Consider the following 21808-nt stretch of genomic DNA (forward strand, 5'->3'; position numbering starts at 1 on the left):
CGCCGCCGGAGTTTTTCCATGCCCATCCTCGAGATCCGCCACCCGCTGATCCGCCATAAACTCGGCCTGATGCGCCGCGCCGATATCAGCACCAAGAATTTCCGTGAGCTTGCTCAGGAAGTCGGCGCCCTGTTGACCTATGAAGCTACAAAAGATCTGCCGCTCGAATCCTACGATATCGCCGGTTGGTGCGGCACTGTGTCGGTGGAGAAAATCGCCGGCAAGAAGATCACCGTCGTGCCGATCCTGCGCGCCGGCATCGGCATGCTCGAAGGCGTGCTGAGCCTGATCCCGGGTGCCAAGGTTTCCGCTGTGGGCGTTGCCCGCAATGAAGAAACCCTGCAAGCGCACACCTATCTGGAAAAACTGGTTCCGGAAATCGACGAACGGCTGGCGATGATCATCGACCCGATGCTCGCCACCGGCAGCTCCATGGTCGCGACCATCGATCTGCTGAAGAAAGCCGGTTGCAAGGACATCCGCGCGATGGTGCTGGTTGCCGCGCCGGAAGGCATTGCCGCTGTGGAACAGGCTCACCCGGACGTGACCATCTACACCGCGTCCATTGATGAGCGTCTGAACGAACACGGCTACATCATTCCTGGGCTTGGCGACGCCGGTGACAAGATCTTCGGCACCAAGCAGAAGGACGCGTAAGCATGCAGCAAGAGTTCAACGATCCGCTCTGGCGCACGGTGCTGTCCGGCGCCCAGATGCTGTTCGTGGCTTTCGGCGCCCTGGTGCTGATGCCGCTGATCACCGGCCTGGACCCGAACGTGGCACTGTTCACCGCAGGTCTGGGGACGATTCTGTTCCAGATCGTCACCGGGCGTCAGGTGCCGGTGTTCCTCGCATCGAGCTTTGCCTTCATCACCCCGATCATTCTCGCCAAGGGCCAGTTCGGCCTCGCCGCGACCATGGGCGGCGTGATGGCGGCCGGTTTCGTCTACACCTTCCTCGGCCTGGCCGTGAAGATCAAAGGCACCGGTTTCATTGACCGTCTGCTGCCGCCGGTGGTGATTGGCCCGGTGATCATCTCGATCGGCCTGGCCATGGCGCCGATTGCCGCGAACATGGCGATGGGCAAAGCGGGTGACGGTTCCGAGCTGATCCACTACCAGACCGCGATGATGATCTCGATGCCGGCGCTGCTGACCACGTTGATCGTGGCGGTGTTCGGCAAAGGCATCTTCCGTCTGGTGCCGATCATTTCCGGGGTGCTGGTCGGTTTTGCCATGTCGTTCTATTTCGGCGTGGTCGATACCGCGAAGATTGCCGCTGCACCGTGGTTTGCGCTGCCGCACTTCACCGCGCCGGAGTTCAACTGGCAGGCGATCCTGTTCATCGTTCCGGTAGCCCTGGCTCCGGCCATCGAGCATATCGGCGGCGTAATTGCCGTGGGCAGCGTGACCGGTCGTGATTATCTGAAGAAGCCGGGTCTGCATCGCACCCTGCTCGGTGACGGCATCGCCACCACGGCGGCCGGTCTTTTTGGCGGCCCACCGAACACCACCTACGCCGAAGTGACCGGCGCGGTGATGCTGACCAAGAACTACAACCCGAAAATCATGACCTGGGCGGCGATCTTCGCCATCACCCTGGCGTTCATCGGCAAGTTCGGCGCGCTGCTGCAAAGCATTCCGGTGCCGGTGATGGGCGGGATTCTGTGCCTGCTGTTCGGTTCGATCGCAGCGGTGGGGATGAACACCCTGATCCGCCACAAGATCGACCTCGGTGAAGCGCGCAACCTGGTGATCGTGTCGGTGACTCTGGTGTTCGGTATCGGCGGTGTGCTGGTCGGCACCGGCACTGGCCCGGACGACTTCGGCCTCAAAGGCATCGCGCTGTGTGCGGTGGTGGCGATTGCGCTGAACCTGATTCTGCCGGGCAATGATGGCTGGAAGAACAAGAAGGCCGATGAGCCGCTGATCTAAAATCCGGCTCATCACCTGTGGCGAGGGAGCTTGCTCCCGCTTGACTGCGAAGCAGTCATAAACTCGGCGGATGCGGTTTCCTGTGAACCGCGTCCGCAGGGCTGGGGCTGCATTACAGCCCAGCGGGAGCAAGCTCCCTCGCCACAACAGCTACAGGGCCAACGGCGCTCTCTCGCACAGGGTTGCCAACGCCTTCGCCCATTGCGGGTCGTCATTCAGGCACGGCACCAGCACCAGCTCCTCGCCCCCCGCTTCGCGGAACTGTTCCTTGCCGCGATCACCGATCTCTTCCAGCGTCTCGATGCAATCGGCGACAAACGCCGGGCACATCACCAGAATCTTCTTCACCCCGCTTTGCGCCAGCTCGTCCAGCCGCGCTTCGGTGTAGGGTTCAATCCACTTCGCCCGCCCCAGACGCGACTGAAACGACACCGACCATTTCCCATCGGCAATGCCCGCGCGCCTGGCGAACTCTGCGGCGGTGCGCATGCACTGGGCGCGATAACAGGTGGCCAGGACTGCCGGCGAAGCGTTCTTGCAGCAATCCTCATTTTTCAAGCAGTGACTGCCGGTCGGATCGAGCTTGGTCAGGTGCCGCTCTGGTAAGCCATGGAAGCTCAGCAGCAAGTGATCGTAGTCCTGCTGCAAATGCGGGGTAGCGCTGGCGACGAGCGCGTCGATGTACTCAGGCTGATCGTAAAACGGTTGCAGCACCGAGAGTTTTACATCGAGCTTCTTCTCGCGAATCACCCGCTTGGCTTCTTCGATCACCGTGGTCGTGGTGCTGTCGGCGAACTGTGGATACAGCGGCGCCAGCGTGATGCGCTTGTGCCCCGCAGCCACCAATTGCAGCAACCTGGTTTCAATCGAAGGCTCGCCGTAACGCATGGCCAGTTCCACCGGGCCATGGGTCCACTGGGTGGTCATCTGCTGCTGCAGACGGCGGCTGAGCACCACCAGCGGCGAGCCCTCCTCCCACCAGATCGAAGCGTAGGCATGTGCCGATTGCTCGGGGCGCTTGATCAGGATCAGCGACACCAACAGCCGCCGCACCGGCCACGGCAGGTCGATCACGTACGGGTCCATCAGAAATTGATTGAGGTAGCTGCGTACATCGGCCACCGAGGTGGAGGCCGGGGAACCCAGGTTGACCAGAAGCAAGGCGTGATCGGTCATGCATCGTCCTATTTCAAAGGCGGCCGGAGAGATCATCCAGGGCCGCGCGCAAATCCGTGAACTGGAAAGTGAAACCCGCTTCCAGCAAGCGTGCCGGCATGGCGCGTTGGCCGCCCAGCAACAGCAAAGACATTTCGCCAAGCCCGACCTTCAGGGCCAGGGCCGGCATCGGCATGAACGCCGGGCGGTGCAATACGCTGCCCAGCGTCTTGGCAAACTCGCGATTGCGCACCGGTTTCGGTGCGCAGGCATTATAAGGACCGCTCGCCTGATCGCGGTGCAGAAGAAAATCAATCAGGGCGATTTGATCATCGATGTGAATCCATGGCATCCACTGCCGGCCATTGCCCAAAGGCCCGCCAAGCCCGAGTTTGAACGGCAGCAACAGCCGCGACAAAAAGCCGCCCTCGGCCGACAGCACCAGCCCGGTACGCACCAGCACCACGCGAATGCCCAGGACTTCGGCACGCTGGGCGGTTTCCTCCCAGGCAATGCACAACTGACTGGCAAAATCGTCGATCACTGGCGGCGACTCTTCGGTCAGCTCGCGTTCACCACCGTCGCCGTACCAGCCGACAGCAGAACCGGAGATCAACAACGCCGGTTTCTGCTGCCGTGTTTCCAGCCAGGCCAGCAGGGTTTCGGTGAGGGTGATGCGGCTGCTCCACAACAACGCCTTGCGCCGATGGGTCCATGGCCGATCAGCGATCGGCGCACCGGCCAGGTTGACCACCGCGTCCAACGGCTCGTTGCCGAAGTCTTCGAGGCGCGCAATCGCGCGCACCTGCGCGCCACAGATTTTCGCGACCTTTTCCGGGCGTCGACTCCACACCGTCAATTGATGGCCCTGCCCCGACCAGTGTCGGCAGAGCTGACGGCCTATCAAACCAGTACCGCCGGTCAGCAATATGTGCATGACTTCTTCCTCGCGTGGCGTTTTACCCGGATCACTAGTCTATTTTTATAAGCAGGGATCTTTTCTATCGGGCAGGCTCTATTGTTTAACCATAGGCCAAGCTGTCAGAACGAGAACGCTAGAAGTTATACCAAAAAACAAAATTGTACAGGTTTCATTGACGGCGTAGTCTGTACAGAAAGGTAAACGAGGCCCCTATGACTGTACCTATCGCAATCATCGGCACCGGCATCGCCGGACTCTCCGCCGCGCAGGCGCTGACAGAGGCCGGACACACCGTCCAGCTCTTCGACAAAAGCCGCGGCAGTGGCGGACGCATGTCAAGCAAACGCAGCGACGCCGGTTCGCTGGACATGGGCGCGCAATACTTCACCGCCCGCGACCGGCGTTTCGTCACCGAGGTGCAACGCTGGCAAAGCCTGGGCTGGGTCGCCGAGTGGACGCCGCAGCTCTACACCTTTCAGGGCGGGCAACTGAATCCGTCGCCGGACGAACAGACGCGCTGGGTCGGCACGCCACGCATGAGCGCGATCACCCGAGGTTTGCTCGACGGTCTGGAAGTACACTTCGCCTGCCGCATCACCGAGGTTTTTCGCGGTGAACAACACTGGCACCTGCAGGACGCCGAAGGCTTCACCCACGGCCCGTTCAGTCACGTGGTGATTGCGACGCCAGCACCGCAAGCCACTGCATTGCTGGCCGCGGCACCGAAACTGGCCGGCGCGGCCGCCGGGGTAAAAATGGACCCGACCTGGGCCGTCGCCCTCGCCTTTGACAAGCCATTGGATACGCCGATCGAAGGTTGCTTCGTGCAGGACAGCCCCATCGACTGGCTGGCGCGCAACCGCAGTAAACCGGGGCGCGATACCACTTGCGACACTTGGGTGCTGCATGCCAGCAGCGCCTGGAGCCGGCAACATATCGACCTGTCCAAGGAAGCCGTCATCGAGCAACTGCACGGGGCTTTCGCCGAACTGCTGCACAGTGCGATGCCCGCTCCGACCTTCAGCCTCGCCCACCGCTGGCTCTACGCCCGCCCGGCGACCGGCCACGAATGGGGCACGCTGGCCGATGCCGATCTGGGCCTGTACGCCTGTGGCGACTGGTGCCTGTCCGGACGTGTCGAAGGCGCCTGGCTCAGCGGTCAGGAAGCCGCGCGCCGCTTGCACGAGAATCTGCAGTGAACCGTATCAATCCGCAAAAACTGCTGCTGTCGAAGTGGACAGCAGCCCACCCGCAAAACCGCGAAAAACATTTTCTGGTCACCGAACTGTTCCGTGATGAGGAAGGCACGGTGCTGGAGATTGAGTTGCAGGCGGTGCTGACCAAGCGCGCCGAACGCCTCGATTGGCAGACGCTGAAGAACAACGATCACTGGCTACTGGGCTGGAAATAAACATCCCGTAGGAGTGAGCCTGCAGGGATCGGGAAATTCGCAAAAACTTATACAAATGATTTGACTTGTACACGCATGAATCTATGCTGAGGAAAAGTTGTACAGAGATAATTTCCTGTACAGGAATAGATTCGAGGTGTGCATGTCCGACCTTTCTGCTTCCCGGCCCAAAATCGCCATCAGCGCCTGCCTGATGGGCGCTGAAGTGCGCTTCAACGGTGGGCATAAAGAATCGCGGCTGTGCAGCCGCACCCTCGCCGAGCATTTCGAATTTGTGCCGGTATGCCCCGAAGTTGCCATTGGCCTTGGCATCCCCCGCGAACCGATCCGCCTGGTCGGCGATCCCGATGCTCCCCAAGCCATCGGCACGGTCAACCCGCAAATCAATGTCACTGAACCGCTGGCGGCCTACGGCCAGAGAATGGCTGGCGAGCTTGATGACATCTGCGGCTACATCTTCATGCAGCAGTCGCCTTCGTGCGGTCTGGAGCGGGTCAAGGTCTATCACGCCAACGGCGCGCCGGTGAACGGCGGCGGCCGTGGCATTTACGCTCAGGCGTTCTGCACGCAGCACCCTGACCTGCCGGTGGAAGAAGCCGGGCGCCTGAACGATCCAGTGCTGCGGGAAAATTTCATCACCCGCGTACTCGCCTACAGCGCCTGGCAACAGGTGCTCGAACAAGGCTTGAGTCGCCGCGCACTGACCGAATTCCACTCGCGCTACAAATACCTGCTGATGGCGCACAATCCGGAGCAATACAAAGCCCTGGGCAAACTGCTGGGCAACATGGGCAAGACCGATCCGGTCGAACTCGGCCCGCATTATTTCAGCGAGTTGATGAGCGCGTTGAAGAAATGCGCCACCCGCCGCACCCACAGTAATGTCCTGCAGCACATCAGCGGCTATCTGAAACAGGCGATCAGCCCTGAAGACAAACAGGAAATGCAGCATGTGATCGGCCAGTACCGCCATGGCATCGTGCCGCTGGTGGTGCCGTTGACCTTGCTCAAGCATCACTTTCGCCAACACCCGGATCCCTATATTGCGCAACAGGTTTACCTGCAGCCGCATCCGGAAAACCTCAGCTTGCGAAACGCCATTTGATGAACGACAAACTCGACACCAGCGCCCAGGAAGACCTGGGTGCCGACTTCAAGAAAGCCCTCGACGAAGGCTGGCTGCCGATCCGCGAAGTAGCGCGGCAGACCGGGGTCAACGCCATCACCCTGCGCGCCTGGGAGCGCCGTTACGGGTTGATCGTGCCGCAACGCACGCCCAAGGGCCATCGCCTGTATTCCAGTGAACATGTGCAACGAATCCTGACCATCCTGACCTGGCTCAACCGCGGCGTGGCGGTCAGTCAGGTCAAGCCGCTTCTCGACACTCCGCAAGCCTTTACCGAGACGGTGGAAAACGACTGGCAGCGCCAGCGCCAGGTGTTGCTCGACGCTGTAACCCGTCTCAATGAACGCAGCCTCGACGACAGCATCAACCAGGCCATGGCCCTGTATCCGCCGCGCACCCTGTGCGAGCAATTGCTGCTGCCGCTGCTGGCCGAACTCGAGCAGCGCTGGCAAGGCCAGTTCGGTGCGCAGATGGAACGCGGGTTCTTTTATTCGTGGTTACGCAGCAAATTCGGCGCGCGCATCTACCATAACAATCGACAGTTACACACCGCTCCCCTGCTGTTGATCAATCACTCGGACCTGCCACTGGAACCGCACCTGTGGCTATGCGCGTGGCTGATCAGCAGTGCCGACTGCCCGGTGCAAGTGTTCGACTGGCCTCTACCGGCCGGAGAACTGGCGTTGGCGGTCGATCATCTGCAAGCGCGCGGCGTGCTGCTGTATTCCAGCAAGGCGATGAATCTGGCGCAGCTGCCAAAACTGCTGAATGGCGTCAGTGCTCCAAAACTGCTGGTCGGACCAACGGTATGCATCCACCAGGCCGAGTTGTCCGTAAGAACACATGAGATCGCTGATTTGATCCTGGCCGAAGACCCGCTCTCGGCGCATCAGGAACTGGTTCAGCGTGGGCTGATTTAATGGAAACCGCGATGCAATTGATCTGGCTGCGCAGCGACCTGCGCCTACATGACAACACCGCCCTCGCGGCCGCCGCAGCGCGCGGCCCGACGGTTGCCGTGTATCTGTTGAGCCCGCAGCAATGGCTGGAACATGACGACGCCGCGTGCAAGGTCGACTTCTGGCTGCGCAACCTGCGTGAGCTGAGCAGTCGCCTCGGCGAGCTGAACATCCCGTTGCTGCTGCGCACCGCCAATCATTGGGATCAGGCCCCGGCGGTGCTGCTCGAACTTTGTGTGCAATTGAATATTCAAGCTGTGCACGTCAACGAAGAATATGGCATCCACGAAAGCCAGCGCGACGCCGCGGTGGCGGTGGCCCTGAAGAGCAAAGGCATCGCTTTCCACAGCTACCTTGACCAACTGCTGTTCAAGCCCGGCACGGTACTGACCAAAACCGAAACCTACTTTCAGGTGTTCAGCCAGTTCCGCAAGGTCTGCTATGAACGCCTGCACCGCTCGATGCCGGCACTGGTGAAGACGCCCGGCAAACAGGCAAAACTGAATATCGACAGCGATCCGGTACCGGCATCCGTCGCCGGTTTTGCAACGCCGAGCGAATCCTTGCGCGCACTGTGGCCGGCCGGCGAACAGGAAGCCCGGCGCCGTCTCGATACCTTTGCTGACGCACAGATCGACTACTACCAGAGCGAACGCGACTTCCCGGCCAAACCCGGCACCAGTCAACTCTCGGCCTATCTGGCCGCCGGGGTAATTTCGCCACGCCAGTGCCTGCAGGCTGCCCTGCAAAGCAACCAGGGCGAGTTCGACAGCGGCAAGGTCGGCGCGGTGACCTGGATCAACGAACTGCTGTGGCGCGAGTTCTACAAACACATTCTGGTCGGCTACCCACGGGTTTCACGCCACCGCGCGTTTCGCCCGGAAACCGAGGCCCTGGCCTGGCGTGATGCGCCGGATGATCTGGCGGCCTGGCAAGAGGCACGCACCGGTTTGCCAATCATTGATGCGGCCATGCGCCAACTGCTGGAAACCGGCTGGATGCACAACCGGCTGCGGATGATTGTGGCGATGTTCCTGACCAAAAACCTGCTGATCGACTGGCGTGAAGGCGAACGCTTTTTCATGCGTCACTTGATCGACGGCGATCTGGCGGCGAACAACGGCGGCTGGCAATGGAGCTCCTCGACCGGCACCGATTCGGCGCCGTACTTCCGCATTTTCAACCCGATCAGCCAATCGGAAAAATTCGACAGCGAAGGCCTGTTCATCAAGCACTGGCTGCCTGAACTGGCCGGCCTGAACAAGAAGGAAGTACACAACCCGGCCAATGCCGGTGGACTGTTCGGCGTGGCGGATTATCCGGCACCAATCGTCAATCTCGGGGCCTCCCGCGAACGCGCTTTGGCGGCCTTCAAGAACCTGCCGTCCCGCTCGTCTATGGAAGAAGTCCATGAGTGAATTCCTGCGCCGCTTCGCCCGCCAGTTCGCCGAGTTGAACAAAGACAACTTGCAACGCCTGGGCGAGCTGTACAGCGATGACATTCACTTCACCGACCCACTGCATGAAGTGCAGGGGCTGGCGCAACTGCGGCATTACTTCAGCGAGTTGTACGCCAACGTCAGCGAGCTGCGCTTCGATTTCCACGGCTTCGACCAGATCGCTGACGGTGAAGGTTACCTGCGCTGGATCATGAGTTACCGCCACCCGCGTCTGGCCGGCGGCCGTTTGATTCGCGTCGCCGGGTGTTCGCACCTGCTCTGGCGCGACAAGGTTTATCGCCACCGGGATTACTTCGATGCCGGGGCCATGCTGTATGAACATTTACCCGTATTGGGCCGGGTGATCGCCTGGTTGAAAAGGAGAATGGGATGAGTCGTACACCTCCACGGCGTTATTGGCTGACCGGTGCCAGCAGTGGCATCGGCGCAGCACTGGCTGAAGAGATTCTGAAAAGCGGCGCGCATCTGGCTGTCAGTTCGCGTCAGGTGGCACCGCTCAAAGTGCTTTCGCAACGTTATCCGGGGCAGGTGCTGGTGGTGGCGGGCGACCTGACCGACAGTCAGACCGTGCGCGAAATCGGCCAGCGGATCGAACAGGCCTGGGGCTCGCTGGACAGCGTGATTCTCAATGCCGGCACCTGCGAGTACGTCGACGCGCGCCAGTTCGATGCCTCGATCATCGAACACGTGGTGCGCACCAACCTGCTCGCCAGCAGTTACTGCATCGAAGCCGCCCTGCCGTTGCTGCGCAAAGGCACCGCACCGCATCTGATCGGCATGGCCAGCTCCGTGACCTATCTGCCGCTGCCCCGGGCCGAAGCCTACGGCGCGTCGAAGGCCGGGCTGCGTTACCTGTTTGAATCGCTGCGCATCGATCTGGCGGACGAGGGCATCGAAGTCACCATCATCAGCCCGGGTTTTGTCGAAACGCCACTGACCGCCAAGAACGACTTCCCGATGCCGTTGAGCTGGCCTGTGGATAAAGCCGCGCGGCACATCTTCGCCAAACTCAAGGATCGACCACTGGAGATCGCTTTCCCAGCGCTGTTCATGGCGGCGTTGTGGCCGCTGTCGAAACTGCCGTCGCGGGTGCAACTGGCGATCGGCAAACGCATGGTGCGTAAACCGCCACCGCTGCAGGAACCCTCGTGAAAATCGCCATCATCGGCAGCGGAATCGCAGGCCTGACCTGCGGCTATCTGCTCAATCGCCAACACGATGTCACGGTGTTCGAAGCCAGCGACTGGGTCGGCGGCCACACGCACACCGTGGAGGTGACCGTCGAAGGCCGCAAATACGCCGTGGACACCGGATTCATCGTGTTCAACGACTGGACCTACCCGAACTTCATCCGTTTGCTCGGCCAGCTCGGCGTGTCGTTCAAACCGACGCAAATGAGCTTCTCGGTCACCGATCCGGACACTGGCCTGGAATACAACGGCAACAACCTCAACAGTTTGTTCGCCCAGCGCAGCAACCTGTTGTCTCCGGGGTTCTGGGGCATGTTGCGCGACATCCTGCGCTTCAATAAAGAAGCCCAGCGCGACCTCGCCGAACAACGCATTGCCGCCGATACCACGCTCGACGATTACCTCAAGGCCGGCGGTTATGGCGAGCGTTTCATCCTGCATTACATCGTGCCGATGGGCTCGGCGATCTGGTCGATGCCGATGGCCGAGATGCTCAATTTCCCGCTGCAATTCTTTGTGCGCTTCTTCAAGAATCATGGCCTGCTGTCAGTCAGTGATCGCCCGCAATGGCAGGTGATCGAGGGTGGCTCCAGTGCCTACATTGCGCCGTTGACTGCGGCGTTCCACGACAAGATCCGCCTCAGTTGCCCGGTGACGCGCATCGATCGCGATGAACACGGCGTGGTTATCCACAGTGCGGCCGGCATCGAGCGTTTCGACAAAGTCGTGCTTGCCTGCCACAGCGACCAGGCCCTGCAATTGCTCGGCACGCCAAGCCAGGCGGAACGCTCGATCCTCGGCGCCCTGCCCTATGCCGATAACGAAGTTGTGCTGCATACCGATACCCGTCTGCTGCCAACCCGCAAACTGGCGTGGGCCAGCTGGAACTATCGCTTGAGCGGCGCCGGCCATACGCACGCGGCCGTGACTTACGACATGAACATCCTGCAGGGCATTCAGAGCGACTCCACCTTCTGCGTCAGCCTCAACCAGAGCGCCGGCATCAGCCCGTTCAAGGTGCTTGCCCGATACACCTATGCCCACCCGCAATTCAGTCTCTCGGCCGTGACGGCGCAAAGCCGCTGGGCCGAACTCGACGGTCAGCAGCACACCCACTACTGCGGCGCCTATTGGGCCAACGGCTTTCATGAGGACGGTGTGGTCAGCGCCCTGCGCGTGGCCGCCGCCTTCGGGGAAAGCTTATGAACAGCGCCCTGTACAGCGGCTGGATCGGCCATCGGCGCTTTTCGCCCAGACGCCACGAATTCCGTTACCGCATCGGTCTGTTGTACCTCGATCTGGAGGAACAGGACGCCGTGCTCGGTCTGTCGCCGCTCGCCAGTCGTAGCCGCTTTGCGCCGTTTTCGTTTCGCGAAACCGACTACTTGAAAACCTTCACCGGCAGCGGCATGCGCCTGATCGATGCGGTGCGCCAGCAAGTCGGCGTCGCCATCGGCCATCAACCGCAGGGTTCGATCTGCCTGCTGACCCAACCGCGCAGTTGGGGTCTGGCGTTCAATCCGGTGAGTTTCTTTTATTGCCACGAGGCCGACGGGCAACTGGCGGCGATTCTCTGCGAAGTCACCAACACGCCGTGGCGCGAACGTTATCACTACGTGCTGCCGGCCCGGACCCCGACCAACCTGCAAGACTTTCACCAGCACTTCGCCGTGGCCAAGGCCTTTCATGTCTCGCCGTTTTTGCCGCGTGACCTCGAGTACCGCATGAGCTTCAGCCCGGCTGCGCAAAAGCTCGGCGTGCACATGGCCGACTGGCAGGGTGAGCACAAGCTGTTCGACGCCACGCTCAATCTGCAGCGCGAACCCCTCGACCGCCACAGCCTGCACCGCTACTTGCGACGTTTTCCGTGGATGACCGCGAAAACCTGCCTGGCGATTTATTGGCAAGCGGTGCGCCTGTTGTTCAAGCGTGCCCCGATTTTTGCTCATCAGGCTGCCGACGGCAGCTTTCAGATCGCCACTGTGCCTCCCAAGGAGCACCGCCATGAAATCCTCTAGCCTGTCGGTCAGTCGCTTCAGCACCAATGGTTTGACCGGCTCGCTGCTGCGTCGCGGCGTTTTGCGGCAACTCAGTCAGCTCAAACACGGGCAATTGCTGGTGGTCGAGGATGGCGAACGCCTGATGTTCGGCACGCCGGGCAGCCACCTGCTCGGCGAAATTCATGTGCAGGATGCAGCGGTCTGGGGCATGGTCGCCGGCAACGGATCGATTGGCGCCGGCGAAGCGTTTATCCACGGTTACTGGAGTTCACCGGATCTGACGGCGGTCGTGCGCGTGTTCGTCAGCAACCTCGACGTGCTCGACGCCATGGAACGCGGCCTGGCCCGCCTCAGCCGGCCGCTGGTGCAAGGCCTGCACTGGCTCAACCGCAACACGCGCAAGGGTTCGCAGAAAAACATCGCGGCGCACTATGACCTCGGCAACGATCTGTTCGAACAGTTTCTCGACCCGACCATGATGTATTCGGCGGCGCAGTTCCTCAGTCCCGAAGACAGCCTGGAACAGGCTCAACTGAACAAGCTGGAACGGATCTGCCAGAAGCTCGCGCTCAAACCCGAGGATCATCTGCTGGAGATCGGCACCGGTTGGGGCAGCATGGCGCTCTACGCCGCGCAGCATTACGGTTGCCGTGTCACCACCACAACACTGTCGAAAGAGCAGTACGCGTTTACCGCCAGGCGCATTGAAGCACTGGGGTTGCAGGATCGGGTGACACTGTTGCTCAAGGACTACCGCGACCTCACCGGCGAATACGACAAACTGGTGTCGATCGAGATGATCGAAGCGGTCGGCCATCGCTTCCTGCCCACCTATTTCAAGCAGTGCGCGCATCTGCTCAAGAGCAACGGCCTGATGCTGTTGCAGGCAATCACTATCCGTGAACAACGTTACGAGCAGGCCAAGCGCGGTGTCGACTTCATCCAGCGCTACATCTTCCCCGGCGGCGCCCTGCCCTGCGTGCAGAAGATGCTCGAAGTGGTCAGCCGCGAGACCGACATGAACCTGCTGCACATGGAAGACTTCGGCCTGCACTACGCCCGCACCCTGCGCCTGTGGCACGAAAACTTTCGCCGCGCCCATGGCCGCTTGAGCGAATTGGGTTACGACGATTACTTCCTGCGACTGTGGGAGTTTTACCTGTGCTACTGCGAAGGCGGGTTTCTGGAACGCACCATCGGCACCGCGCAACTGCTGCTGGCCAAACCGGCCGCGATGCCGGCGCCGTTGCTCGGACGCTTCGATGCTTGAGCGGCTGACCAACGCCGTGCTGTTCCAGGTCGGATGGCTGGCCTGTGTGCTCGGCGGCAACAGTCTGTGGTTGCTGCTGGCCCTGGCGGTGTTGGTGATCCATCTGGGCTGGATCAGCAGTTGGGCGGCGGAAGGCCGTTTGATCCTCAGCGTGGTGATTGTCGGCACGGCGGTGGACAGCGTGTTGCGCGCAGCGGGAGTTTTCGATTTTCAGGATCCGGCACCGCTGATTCCGCTGTGGCTGATGTTGCTTTGGGCCTTGCTCGCCACCACGTTGCGTCACTGTCTGCAATGGAGCGCCCGCCCGTGGTGGCTGGCCAGTGTGCTCGGCGCGGTGGGTGGTGCGGTGTCCTATTACGGCGGTGGACGTTTGGCCGGGGTGCAATTTCCTTACGGTGAAGTGTCGACCCTGATCGGCATCGGCCTGCTCTGGGCGCTGTTGTTTCCGCTGCTGCATGCGATGGCTCGACGGTTGGCCCACTGAGCGTCTGTCAGGCCTTTCACACAGCAACCGGCGGCTGCCTTACACTGCGCAGCATGAAAACCATTCCCCACCAGCAAATCACCGAGCCCGCGGTCACCTGTTCGACCTGCGCAGCGTGCTGTTGCCAGCTCGAAGTGATGCTGATCACCGACACCGGCGTGCCCGAACGCTTTATCGATACCGATGAGTGGGGTGGTGAAGTGATGCTGCGTCTGGACGACGGCTGGTGCGCGGCGCTGGATCGCGACAGCATGATGTGCACGATCTACGAAAGACGCCCGCTGATCTGTCGCGAGTTCGAGATGGGCGCACCGGAGTGCATTGAAGAACGCAAAGGCATTGCCACTGCCTACCGCTGATCTTTCAAGCAATACAAAACCAATGTGGGAGCGAGCCTGCTCGCGAAAGCGGTTCTTACAGTCAACATCTTCGTTGAATGAGAAATTGCTTTCGCGAGCAGGCTCGCTCCCACAAAGGTCAGGTTCGGATCTGTTACAGCGGCATCGTGTAATGCAGCGCGTAGCTTTCTACACCGTCGTTGCTGCTGGCCAGGCCGGCGTTGGAGTAGTGCGTCGCACGAATCCCCACTTCATGCCCACCGTTGAAACGCAGACCAAAACCGATACGGTCTTCGAACTGGAAAGAGCCGCCGATGTTGTTGCTTTCATACTTGGTGTTGGAGAACGCTGCAACACCAATGCCCGCCTCAACATACGGCTTGACCGACTGACCGGCAAACTCGTAAACGAATACCGGCGAGAACGACAGGCTGTTGTTGCTGGAAGTCTTGTCACCCTCCCAGTAAGTGTAAGCGCCGCTCCAGTAACCGGTCAGGCGACCGACGTCACTTTGCAGCCAGCTCTTGTCCCAATCGAAATTCATGCCCAGGCGATAAGTCATGGTCGAATCGCTGGTAGCACCCACTGCAAACTCAACGCCTGCGGCTTGTGCGGTAATACTTTGCCCCATCAGTGCGGCCGCAATCGCGGCCAAGCAGAATAGTCGCTTCACGTTGAAACTTCCTTTTCCGGAACGATCGTTTGGTTTTCTAGATAACTCATCGCTATAGAAGCTAGCGCGTGATTAGAAGTTCAGCTGTTTTTTTAGTTATTTCACATTTTTTTTACAAGCTGAATTTTTCGACGTCGCCGGCAACCTGACCCAACAGGGGCAGGGTCTTGCGGAAGAACTCGGGGTCGGCGCTGGTCCAGAATCTGACCGGGCGGTTCGGCCCTTCGGCCAGCAGATCACGTTCGGCCAGCAACCGTTGCAGTTGCCGCGCTACCGCCGCGCCGGTATCGATCAGGCTGATGCTGTCGGGGATCATCGTCTTGAGCATCGGCTTGAGAAACGGATAGTGAGTGCAACCGAGTATGATCGTGTCGCAACCGTTGGCCAGCAGCGGATCGACGTAATGCTGCAGCAACGTGCGCAACTCGGCGCTGTGCAGATCACCGCTTTCAATCAGTTCCACCAGACCGGGGCACGGCTGGGTGATGACGCGAACGTCAGCGGCGAAGCGATCGAGCAGCGCGGCGAACTTGGCACTCTGCAACGTGCCGGTGGTGGCGAGTACGCCAACCACACCGCTACGGGTGGCGGCAGCTGCAGGTTTGACCGCTGGCTCCATGCCGACAATCGGCCATTCGGGAAAATCACGGCGCAGATCGGCAACCGCGGCCACCGTCGCCGTGTTGCAGGCGATCACCAGGGCCTTGGCGCCCTGCTCCCGGAAAAATCCGGCCATCACATTGCAGCGCTGGCGGATGAACTCCGGGGTTTTCTCGCCGTAGGGAATATGCCCGCAATCGGCGAAATACAGCAGTGATTCATGGGGCAGCAAACGCTGAATTTCAGCCAGTACCGACAAGCCGCCGACACCGGAATCGAACACCGCGATCGGCGCCTCACGCATGCTGCGAACCACAGACGCTGCACCCCGGATCGCGCTTGACCCGCAGTTCACGAAAGCGCGAACCCAGTGCATCGATCAACAGCAAACGCCCCACCAACGGTTCACCAAAACCGACCAGCACTTTCAACGCTTCAAGCGCCTGCAGGCTGCCGACCAGCCCCACCAGCGGCCCGACCACACCGGCCTCGCTGCACGTCAGTTCGGCTTCGCTGCCATGCCCGTACAGGCAGTGGTAGCACGGACTTTCCGGGCGACGCGGGTCGAATACCGACAACTGCCCTTCCAGACGAATCGCCGCGCCGCTGACCAGCGGTTTGCGCGCGGCCACACACGCGGCGTTGACCGCCTCGCGGGTGGAGAAGTTATCGGAGCAGTCGAGCACCAGATCCACCGCAGCCACCACGGCGGCCAGGGAATCCTCGTCCAGCGCCTGACGATGAGGCACCAGTTTAATCTCGGGATTGATCGCGCCCAGACGCTTGAGCGTCGAGTCGACCTTGCTCATGCCGACGCTGTCGGTGTCATGAATGATCTGGCGCTGCAGGTTGGTCAGGTCGACCGTGTCGAAATCCGCCAGATGCAACTCACCGACACCGGCCGCCGCCAGATACAGCGCAACCGGGGCACCGAGACCGCCGAGGCCGACGATCAGCACACGGCTGTCTTTCAGCTTCAGTTGCCCATCGATATCGATGTGTTGCAGCAGAATCTGCCGGCTGTAGCGCAGCAATTCCTGATCATTCAGCACGGCAGGCGCCCCAGGCTGATCCGTTGATGGCCGCCCAGATCGGTGCGGCTGTGAACCTCTTCGAACCCGCGAGTCAGCAACAGATCACGCACGGCCTCGGCTTGATCATAGCCGTGTTCGAGCATCAGCCAGCCGCCGGCTTCCAGATGATCCGGGGCCTGGGCGACGATCAGACGCAGATCGTCGAGCCCGTCGACACCGGCCACCAACGCACTGGTCGGCTCGAAGCGCACGTCGCCCTCGACCAGATGCGGGTCGGCGGTGGCGATGTATGGCGGATTGCTGATGATCAGATGGAAACGCTGGCCTGCGAGGGCGCTGAACCAGTGACTGCTCAGCACCGTGGCGTTGCTCAGGTTCAAACGCTGACGGTTGCGTTCGGCGAGGGCCACGGCTTCCAGCACGCGATCCACCGCCATGACGTTCCATGCCGGACGCTCACTGGCCAGAGCCAATGCAATCGCGCCGCTGCCGGTGCCCAGATCGAGGACTTTCGCCGGCGTTGCCGCCAGCAATTCCAGCGCCGCCTCGACCAGCAATTCGGTGTCCGGGCGCGGGATCAACGTGTGCGGCGCGACTTCCAGATCGAGTTTCCAGAAACCCTGCTGACCAAGGATGTAGGCCACCGGCTCGCCACTTCGACGCCGTTGCAGGTACTCGGTAAAAATCAGCACCGCTTCGCTGGGTACGATGCGCTCAGGCCAGGTGTGCAGGAAGCTGCGCGGCTTGCCCAGTGCCGCGGCCAGGAGCAATTCGGCATCCAGGCGCGCCGTCGGCGAGTCCGGCAGTTCGGCGGCGCGCAACAGACTGGCAATGATGGTCATTTATTCACCTATCGCTGCAAGTTGGTCGGCCTGGTATTCGGCCAGCAAAGGCTCGATCACCGCTTCAACGCCACCGGCGAGGATTTCATCAAGGGAGTACAGGGTCAGGTTGACGCGATGGTCAGTGACCCGGCCCTGGGCAAAGTTGTACGTGCGAATGCGCTCGGAACGGTCACCGGAACCGACCAGCAATTTACGCTCGCTGGCAATTGCATTCGCCGCCGCTGCGGTTTGCTGATCGTTGAGTTTGGCCGACAGCCAGGCCATCGCCCGGGCACGGTTCTTGTGCTGGGAACGTTCTTCCTGACACTCGACGACGGTGCCGGTCGGTATGTGCGTGATGCGGATTGCCGAGTCGGTGGTGTTGACGTGCTGACCACCGGCCCCGGAGGAGCGGTAAGTGTCGACACGCAGATCCGCCGGGTTGATCTCGATGGCTTCGCGCTCGTCCGGCTCGGGCAACACCGCCACGGTGCAGGCCGAGGTGTGGATACGGCCCTGGGATTCGGTGGCAGGTACACGCTGTACGCGGTGCGCGCCGGACTCGAATTTCAGCTTGCCGTAAACGTTGTCGCCTTCAATGCGAGCGATGACTTCTTTATAGCCTCCGTGCTCGCCTTCGTTTTCCGAAAGAATCTCCACGCGCCAGCCACGTCGTTCGGCGTAACGCGAGTACATGCGGAACAGATCGCCGGAGAAGATCGCCGCCTCGTCGCCACCGGTACCGGCGCGAATTTCGAGAAAGACGTTACGACCGTCATTGGGATCCTTGGGCAGCAACATGCGCTGCAGATCATCTTCCAGCCTGATCAGCAATTCCTTGGCTTCGCGGACTTCTTCCACGGCCATTTCACGCATGTCCGGGTCGCTGTCCTTGAGCAGCGCCTGGGCGCCTTCAAGATCACTTTGTACGCCGAGCAGCTTTTTATAGCCTTGTACCACCGGCTCGAGTTCGGCGTATTCCTTGGAATAAGCGCGGAATTTGGCCTGATCGGCAATGACTTCGCCGTCGCCGAGCAGCGCGGTCAGTTCCTCGAAACGGTCCTGGAGGGTGTCCAGCTTGTTGAGCAGTGACGCTTTCATTGCGGTTTTTTATCCGAAAAACTATCCGGTGAGCCCTCGAGGGCAAAGAGTTCCTGAGCCATGGCCAGCGCATCGAGGCGGCCTTCGGCAGAAAGCTTTTTCAATTGCACGCTGGGCGCATGCAACAGTTTATTGGTCAGGCCGCGGGCCAGTTGCCCGAGCACGTCTTCGGCGTTGCCGCCGTTGGCCAGCAGGCGCAGGGCTTTTTGCAGCTCCTCGTCGCGCAGGCGTTCACTCTGTTGCCGATAGGCCTTGAGCACATCGACCGCCGCCAGCTCGCGCAGGCGCACCATGAAATCGTCGGCGCCGACCGAGACCATCTCTTCCGCCGCCTGGGCTGCGCCCTGACGACTCTTGAGGTTCTCGGCGACCACTTCGTGCAGATCATCGACGCTGTACAGATAAACGTCGTCGAGTTCGCCGACTTCCGGCTCGATGTCGCGGGGTACGGCGATGTCGACCATGAAGATCGGCTTGTGCTTGCGCTGCTTCAGCGCGCTTTCCACCGCGCCCTTGCCGAGGATCGGCAACTGGCTGGCGGTCGAACTGATCACGATATCGCTGCGCACCAACTCTGCCGGAATGTCCGAGAGCAGCACCGCGTGCGCGCCGAACTGCTCGGCCAGAAGGCTGGCGCGCTCCAGCGTACGGTTGGCGACCACGATGCGCTTGACCCCCAGCTCATGCAAATGACGGGCGACCAGCGTGATGGTCTCGCCGGCGCCGATCAGCAAGGCCTGGCTACGTTGCAGGTCGCTGAAAATCTGTTTGGCCAGGCTGACGGCGGCAAACGCCACGGACACCGGGTTTTCGCCGATGGCGGTGTCGGTACGCACTTGCTTGGCGGCATTGAACGTCGCTTGAAACAGCCGCCCCAGCAGCGGACCGATGGTCCCGGCCTCACGCGCCACGGCGTAGGCCGATTTCATCTGGCCGAGAATCTGCGGTTCGCCCAGCACCAGCGAGTCGAGCCCGGAGGCGACGCGCATCATGTGACGAACTGCCGCATCATCTTCATGCACATAAGCACTCGCGCGCAGCTCATCGAGGCTTAAATGGTGATAATCGGCCAGCCAGCGCAGAACCAGATCAGCCGAAACCTGATCCTGTTCTATATACAGCTCACTGCGATTGCAGGTGGAGAGGATCGCAGCTTCGCGGCTGTCGGTGAGTCGGCAGAGCTGCTGCAAGGCCTCCACCAGCTGTTCAGGAGTAAAAGCCACGCGCTCGCGGACGTCTACTGAAGCAGTCTTGTGGTTGATACCGAGTGCAAGGAAGGCCATTCAAGGTCGCTGATGGTGACGTGAAGCCGGCAATTGTCCTACTTCGTCAGATTCAGAACAACTATTGGATATCTATCGCCCTTATTGTATCCACATCGTGCTGCGATCCATTCTCGTTCATGTACACACACCCCCTGTAGGAGCTGCCGCAGGCTGCGATCTTTTGATCTTGCTTTTGATCGGTAAAAACCAGAATCAAAAGATCGCAGCCTGCGGCAGCTCCTACAGGGATCAGCGTAAATTGCCTGAGCGGTTATGTTTGACCGAAGGCTTGTGTCATGATGATCCGACCGCAGGTTAGTCGTCCTCTTCCTATATGAATAGATCTTCCGCGTTGCTCCTTGCTTTTGTCTTCCTCAGCGGCTGCCAGGCCATGGCCCCCGTTTCGCCGGATGGTACCCCGCCGGTCGAAGACACCGCGTCCAAGCCTGAAAAACCCAAGGTTTACAGCTCGTTCAGCGAAGAAACCGTTTTCAGCCTGCTGAGCGCCGAACTCGCCGGCCAGCGCAATCGGTTCGACATTGCCTTGGACAACTACGTGACCCAGGCGATCAACACCCAGGATCCGGGGGTTTCCGAGCGCGCGTTCCGCATCGCCGAATACCTCGGCGCCGACCAGCCTGCGCTGGATACCGCACTGATCTGGGCAAAAAACGCTCCGGACGACCTCGAAGCGCAACGTGCCGCCGCCGTGCAACTGGCCCGCGCGGGGCGTTACGACGACTCCATGGTCTATATGGAGAAAGTCCTGCAGGGCAAGGGTGACACCCATTTCGACTTCCTCGCCCTGTCGGCGGCCGATACCGATCAGGAAACCCGCAACGGCCTGATGAAAAGTTTCGACCGTCTGCTGCAGCGCCACCCGAAGAACAGCCAGCTGATATTCGGCAAGGCCCTGCTGCTGCAACAGGACGGCGACAATAAAGCCGCACTGACCCTGCTCGAAGACAACCCGCCGGAAGAAGGCGAGATTGCGCCGATCCTGCTGCGCGCGCGTCTGCTGCAAACCATGAATCGTGGCGACGAAGCCCTGCCGCTGTTGCAGAAAAGCATCAAGAAATACCCGGACGACAAGCGCCTGCGCCTGACCTATGCGCGCACGCTGGTCGAACAGGACCGGATGGACGACGCCAAGGTCGAGTTCTCCACCCTGGTTCAGCAATACCCCGAAGACGATGAACTGCGTTACTCGCTGGCGCTGGTGTGCCTGGAAGCCAAGGCCTGGGACGAGGCCAAGGGTTATCTGGAAGACCTGATCGCTCGTGAAAGTCATGTTGATTCGGCGCACCTGAACCTGGGGCGCATCGCTGAAGAACGCAATGACCCGCAAGGCGCGTTGATCGAATACGCGCAGGTCGGCCCGGGCAACGACTATCTGCCGGCGCAACTGCGTCAGGCCGATATTCTGATGAACAACGGCAAGACCGCCGAAGCCCAGAGCAAACTCGCCGCCGAACGCGATGCCCAGCCGGATTACGCGATCCAGCTGTATCTGATCGAATCCGAAACCCTGTCGGCCAACAAACAGGACGACAAGGCCTGGAAAACGCTGGATAAAGCCTTGCAGCAATACCCGGACGATCTGAATCTGCTCTACACCCGGGCCATGCTCGCGGAAAAACGCAATGATCTGGCACAGATGGAAAAAGACCTGCGCCTGATCATCAAGCGCGACCCGGACAACGCCATGGCGCTCAATGCGCTGGGCTACACCCTGTCCGATCGCACCACCCGCTACGCTGAAGCCAAAGCCCTGATCGAACAGGCACACCAGATCAATCCGGAAGACCCGGCGGTACTCGACAGCCTCGGCTGGGTAAATTTCCGCATGGGCAATCTGGACGACGCCGAGAAATATCTGCGTCAGGCGCTCGAGCGTTTCCCGGACCACGAAGTCGCCGCGCACCTGGGCGAAGTTCTGTGGGTCAAGGGCAATCAGCGCGAGGCCAAACAGGTCTGGGGCAAGTACCTCAAAGATCAGCCCGACAGCACCATCCTGCGCAGCACCATCAAGCGCCTGACCGGATCCGAGACTCTTTAACTC

Annotated in this window: 23 protein-coding genes; 15 read left to right on the plus strand and 8 right to left on the minus strand. The window is 60.7% G+C overall.

Annotated features, from left to right (window positions below; translation table 11 throughout):
• Positions 1-18: 18 nt before the first annotated feature.
• Both upp and LOY52_RS22295 read left to right on the plus strand, forming a co-directional pair.
• The gene (gene upp / locus LOY52_RS22290) at positions 19-657 is read left to right on the plus strand and encodes a uracil phosphoribosyltransferase (RefSeq protein WP_003228118.1); all 639 of its coding nucleotides are present in this window, start codon (positions 19-21) and stop codon (positions 655-657) included.
• 2 nt (positions 658-659) lie between these two features.
• Positions 660-1934 carry a uracil-xanthine permease family protein gene (locus LOY52_RS22295; RefSeq protein WP_003228120.1) on the plus strand — a complete coding sequence of 425 codons (1275 nt, stop codon included), beginning with the start codon at positions 660-662 and terminating at the stop codon, positions 1932-1934.
• Between the two features lie 150 nt (positions 1935-2084).
• Here LOY52_RS22295 and hemH read toward each other — a convergent pair whose 3' ends face one another.
• Both hemH and LOY52_RS22305 read right to left on the minus strand, forming a co-directional pair.
• Entirely contained in the window at positions 2085-3110 is a 1026-nt protein-coding gene (gene hemH / locus LOY52_RS22300) for a ferrochelatase (RefSeq protein ID WP_202371236.1), read from the minus strand.
• 13 nt (positions 3111-3123) lie between these two features.
• On the minus strand, positions 3124-4026 hold the full coding sequence (locus LOY52_RS22305) for a TIGR01777 family oxidoreductase (protein ID WP_258675992.1): 903 nt from the start codon (positions 4024-4026) through the stop codon (positions 3124-3126).
• A gap of 197 nt (positions 4027-4223) precedes the next feature.
• Between LOY52_RS22305 and LOY52_RS22310 the strand changes: the two genes are divergently transcribed.
• The 12 genes from LOY52_RS22310 (at position 4224) to LOY52_RS22365 (ending at position 14270) form a co-directional block, all read left to right on the plus strand.
• Positions 4224-5210: an NAD(P)/FAD-dependent oxidoreductase gene (locus LOY52_RS22310; RefSeq protein WP_258675993.1), complete on the plus strand. Its 987-nt coding sequence runs from the start codon at positions 4224-4226 to the stop codon at positions 5208-5210.
• Positions 5207-5422 (plus strand): TIGR02450 family Trp-rich protein, encoded by a 216-nt coding sequence (locus LOY52_RS22315; RefSeq protein ID WP_103485753.1) that lies wholly within the window; start codon positions 5207-5209, stop codon positions 5420-5422. The genes LOY52_RS22310 and LOY52_RS22315 overlap by 4 nt, the downstream gene beginning before the upstream one ends.
• A gap of 142 nt (positions 5423-5564) precedes the next feature.
• Complete coding sequence (locus LOY52_RS22320; protein WP_258675994.1) at positions 5565-6527, plus strand: DUF523 and DUF1722 domain-containing protein; 963 nt, start codon at positions 5565-5567, stop codon at positions 6525-6527.
• Entirely contained in the window at positions 6527-7468 is a 942-nt protein-coding gene (locus LOY52_RS22325) for a MerR family transcriptional regulator (protein ID WP_258675995.1), read from the plus strand. Before LOY52_RS22320 ends, LOY52_RS22325 begins: the two co-directional genes overlap by 1 nt.
• Before the next feature lie 11 nt (positions 7469-7479).
• Entirely contained in the window at positions 7480-8925 is a 1446-nt protein-coding gene (gene phrB, locus LOY52_RS22330) for a deoxyribodipyrimidine photo-lyase (protein ID WP_258675996.1), read from the plus strand.
• Positions 8918-9340 (plus strand): nuclear transport factor 2 family protein, encoded by a 423-nt coding sequence (locus LOY52_RS22335; protein WP_258675997.1) that lies wholly within the window; start codon positions 8918-8920, stop codon positions 9338-9340. Before phrB ends, LOY52_RS22335 begins: the two co-directional genes overlap by 8 nt.
• Entirely contained in the window at positions 9337-10119 is a 783-nt protein-coding gene (locus LOY52_RS22340; RefSeq protein ID WP_258675998.1) for an SDR family oxidoreductase, read from the plus strand. The genes LOY52_RS22335 and LOY52_RS22340 overlap by 4 nt, the downstream gene beginning before the upstream one ends.
• Positions 10116-11363: an NAD(P)/FAD-dependent oxidoreductase gene (locus tag LOY52_RS22345; RefSeq protein ID WP_258675999.1), complete on the plus strand. Its 1248-nt coding sequence runs from the start codon at positions 10116-10118 to the stop codon at positions 11361-11363. The genes LOY52_RS22340 and LOY52_RS22345 overlap by 4 nt, the downstream gene beginning before the upstream one ends.
• Positions 11360-12175, plus strand: coding sequence for a DUF1365 domain-containing protein (locus tag LOY52_RS22350; RefSeq protein WP_258676000.1), 816 nt, complete (start codon positions 11360-11362; stop codon positions 12173-12175). Before LOY52_RS22345 ends, LOY52_RS22350 begins: the two co-directional genes overlap by 4 nt.
• The gene (locus LOY52_RS22355) at positions 12162-13427 is read left to right on the plus strand and encodes a cyclopropane-fatty-acyl-phospholipid synthase family protein (protein WP_258676001.1); all 1266 of its coding nucleotides are present in this window, start codon (positions 12162-12164) and stop codon (positions 13425-13427) included. The genes LOY52_RS22350 and LOY52_RS22355 overlap by 14 nt, the downstream gene beginning before the upstream one ends.
• Entirely contained in the window at positions 13420-13911 is a 492-nt protein-coding gene (locus LOY52_RS22360) for a DUF2878 domain-containing protein (protein WP_258676002.1), read from the plus strand. Before LOY52_RS22355 ends, LOY52_RS22360 begins: the two co-directional genes overlap by 8 nt.
• Positions 13912-13964: 53 nt before the next feature.
• Positions 13965-14270, plus strand: a complete 306-nt coding sequence (locus tag LOY52_RS22365) for a YkgJ family cysteine cluster protein (protein ID WP_041072462.1) — start codon at positions 13965-13967, stop codon at positions 14268-14270.
• 133 nt (positions 14271-14403) lie between these two features.
• Here LOY52_RS22365 and LOY52_RS22370 read toward each other — a convergent pair whose 3' ends face one another.
• From LOY52_RS22370 to hemA, 6 genes are all read right to left on the minus strand, one after another.
• Positions 14404-14922: an acyloxyacyl hydrolase gene (locus tag LOY52_RS22370; RefSeq protein ID WP_027612230.1), complete on the minus strand. Its 519-nt coding sequence runs from the start codon at positions 14920-14922 to the stop codon at positions 14404-14406.
• A gap of 112 nt (positions 14923-15034) precedes the next feature.
• Positions 15035-15826 carry a glutamate racemase gene (gene murI, locus LOY52_RS22375; protein WP_258676003.1) on the minus strand — a complete coding sequence of 264 codons (792 nt, stop codon included), beginning with the start codon at positions 15824-15826 and terminating at the stop codon, positions 15035-15037.
• Positions 15819-16574, minus strand: coding sequence for a molybdopterin-synthase adenylyltransferase MoeB (locus LOY52_RS22380; RefSeq protein WP_258676004.1), 756 nt, complete (start codon positions 16572-16574; stop codon positions 15819-15821). Before LOY52_RS22380 ends, murI begins: the two co-directional genes overlap by 8 nt.
• Positions 16568-17398 (minus strand): peptide chain release factor N(5)-glutamine methyltransferase, encoded by an 831-nt coding sequence (gene prmC / locus LOY52_RS22385; protein ID WP_258676005.1) that lies wholly within the window; start codon positions 17396-17398, stop codon positions 16568-16570. Before prmC ends, LOY52_RS22380 begins: the two co-directional genes overlap by 7 nt.
• A complete protein-coding gene (gene prfA, locus LOY52_RS22390) occupies positions 17399-18481 on the minus strand; it encodes a peptide chain release factor 1 (RefSeq protein ID WP_027612234.1) in 1083 nt (360 codons plus the stop codon).
• Positions 18478-19764: a glutamyl-tRNA reductase gene (gene hemA / locus LOY52_RS22395; RefSeq protein WP_027612235.1), complete on the minus strand. Its 1287-nt coding sequence runs from the start codon at positions 19762-19764 to the stop codon at positions 18478-18480. Before hemA ends, prfA begins: the two co-directional genes overlap by 4 nt.
• A gap of 316 nt (positions 19765-20080) precedes the next feature.
• On the opposite strand from hemA, the gene LOY52_RS22400 reads away from it, so the two are divergent.
• A complete protein-coding gene (locus LOY52_RS22400; RefSeq protein ID WP_258676006.1) occupies positions 20081-21805 on the plus strand; it encodes a tetratricopeptide repeat protein in 1725 nt (574 codons plus the stop codon).
• Positions 21806-21808: the final 3 nt, after the last annotated feature.

This window comes from Pseudomonas sp. B21-051 (assembly GCF_024748795.1).
GTDB lineage: Bacteria > Pseudomonadota > Gammaproteobacteria > Pseudomonadales > Pseudomonadaceae > Aquipseudomonas > Aquipseudomonas putida_A.

Excerpts from the sequence above, each read along its gene's own strand:
- phrB (WP_258675996.1), top strand. The coding sequence starts at position 7,480 with ATGCAATTGATCTGGCTGCGCAGCGACCTGCGCCTACATGACAACACC.
- murI (WP_258676003.1), bottom strand. The coding sequence starts at position 15,826 with ATGCGTGAGGCGCCGATCGCGGTGTTCGATTCCGGTGTCGGCGGCTTG.
- LOY52_RS22305 (WP_258675992.1), bottom strand. The coding sequence starts at position 4,026 with ATGCACATATTGCTGACCGGCGGTACTGGTTTGATAGGCCGTCAGCTC.
- LOY52_RS22360 (WP_258676002.1), top strand. The coding sequence starts at position 13,420 with ATGCTTGAGCGGCTGACCAACGCCGTGCTGTTCCAGGTCGGATGGCTG.
- LOY52_RS22310 (WP_258675993.1), top strand. The coding sequence starts at position 4,224 with ATGACTGTACCTATCGCAATCATCGGCACCGGCATCGCCGGACTCTCC.
- LOY52_RS22340 (WP_258675998.1), top strand. The coding sequence starts at position 9,337 with ATGAGTCGTACACCTCCACGGCGTTATTGGCTGACCGGTGCCAGCAGT.
- LOY52_RS22335 (WP_258675997.1), top strand. The coding sequence starts at position 8,918 with ATGAGTGAATTCCTGCGCCGCTTCGCCCGCCAGTTCGCCGAGTTGAAC.
- prmC (WP_258676005.1), bottom strand. The coding sequence starts at position 17,398 with ATGACCATCATTGCCAGTCTGTTGCGCGCCGCCGAACTGCCGGACTCG.
- prfA (WP_027612234.1), bottom strand. The coding sequence starts at position 18,481 with ATGAAAGCGTCACTGCTCAACAAGCTGGACACCCTCCAGGACCGTTTC.
- LOY52_RS22295 (WP_003228120.1), top strand. The coding sequence starts at position 660 with ATGCAGCAAGAGTTCAACGATCCGCTCTGGCGCACGGTGCTGTCCGGC.
- LOY52_RS22400 (WP_258676006.1), top strand. The coding sequence starts at position 20,081 with ATGAATAGATCTTCCGCGTTGCTCCTTGCTTTTGTCTTCCTCAGCGGC.
- LOY52_RS22355 (WP_258676001.1), top strand. The coding sequence starts at position 12,162 with ATGAAATCCTCTAGCCTGTCGGTCAGTCGCTTCAGCACCAATGGTTTG.
- LOY52_RS22320 (WP_258675994.1), top strand. The coding sequence starts at position 5,565 with ATGTCCGACCTTTCTGCTTCCCGGCCCAAAATCGCCATCAGCGCCTGC.
- hemA (WP_027612235.1), bottom strand. The coding sequence starts at position 19,764 with ATGGCCTTCCTTGCACTCGGTATCAACCACAAGACTGCTTCAGTAGAC.
- LOY52_RS22365 (WP_041072462.1), top strand. The coding sequence starts at position 13,965 with ATGAAAACCATTCCCCACCAGCAAATCACCGAGCCCGCGGTCACCTGT.
- LOY52_RS22325 (WP_258675995.1), top strand. The coding sequence starts at position 6,527 with ATGAACGACAAACTCGACACCAGCGCCCAGGAAGACCTGGGTGCCGAC.
- upp (WP_003228118.1), top strand. The coding sequence starts at position 19 with ATGCCCATCCTCGAGATCCGCCACCCGCTGATCCGCCATAAACTCGGC.
- hemH (WP_202371236.1), bottom strand. The coding sequence starts at position 3,110 with ATGACCGATCACGCCTTGCTTCTGGTCAACCTGGGTTCCCCGGCCTCC.
- LOY52_RS22350 (WP_258676000.1), top strand. The coding sequence starts at position 11,360 with ATGAACAGCGCCCTGTACAGCGGCTGGATCGGCCATCGGCGCTTTTCG.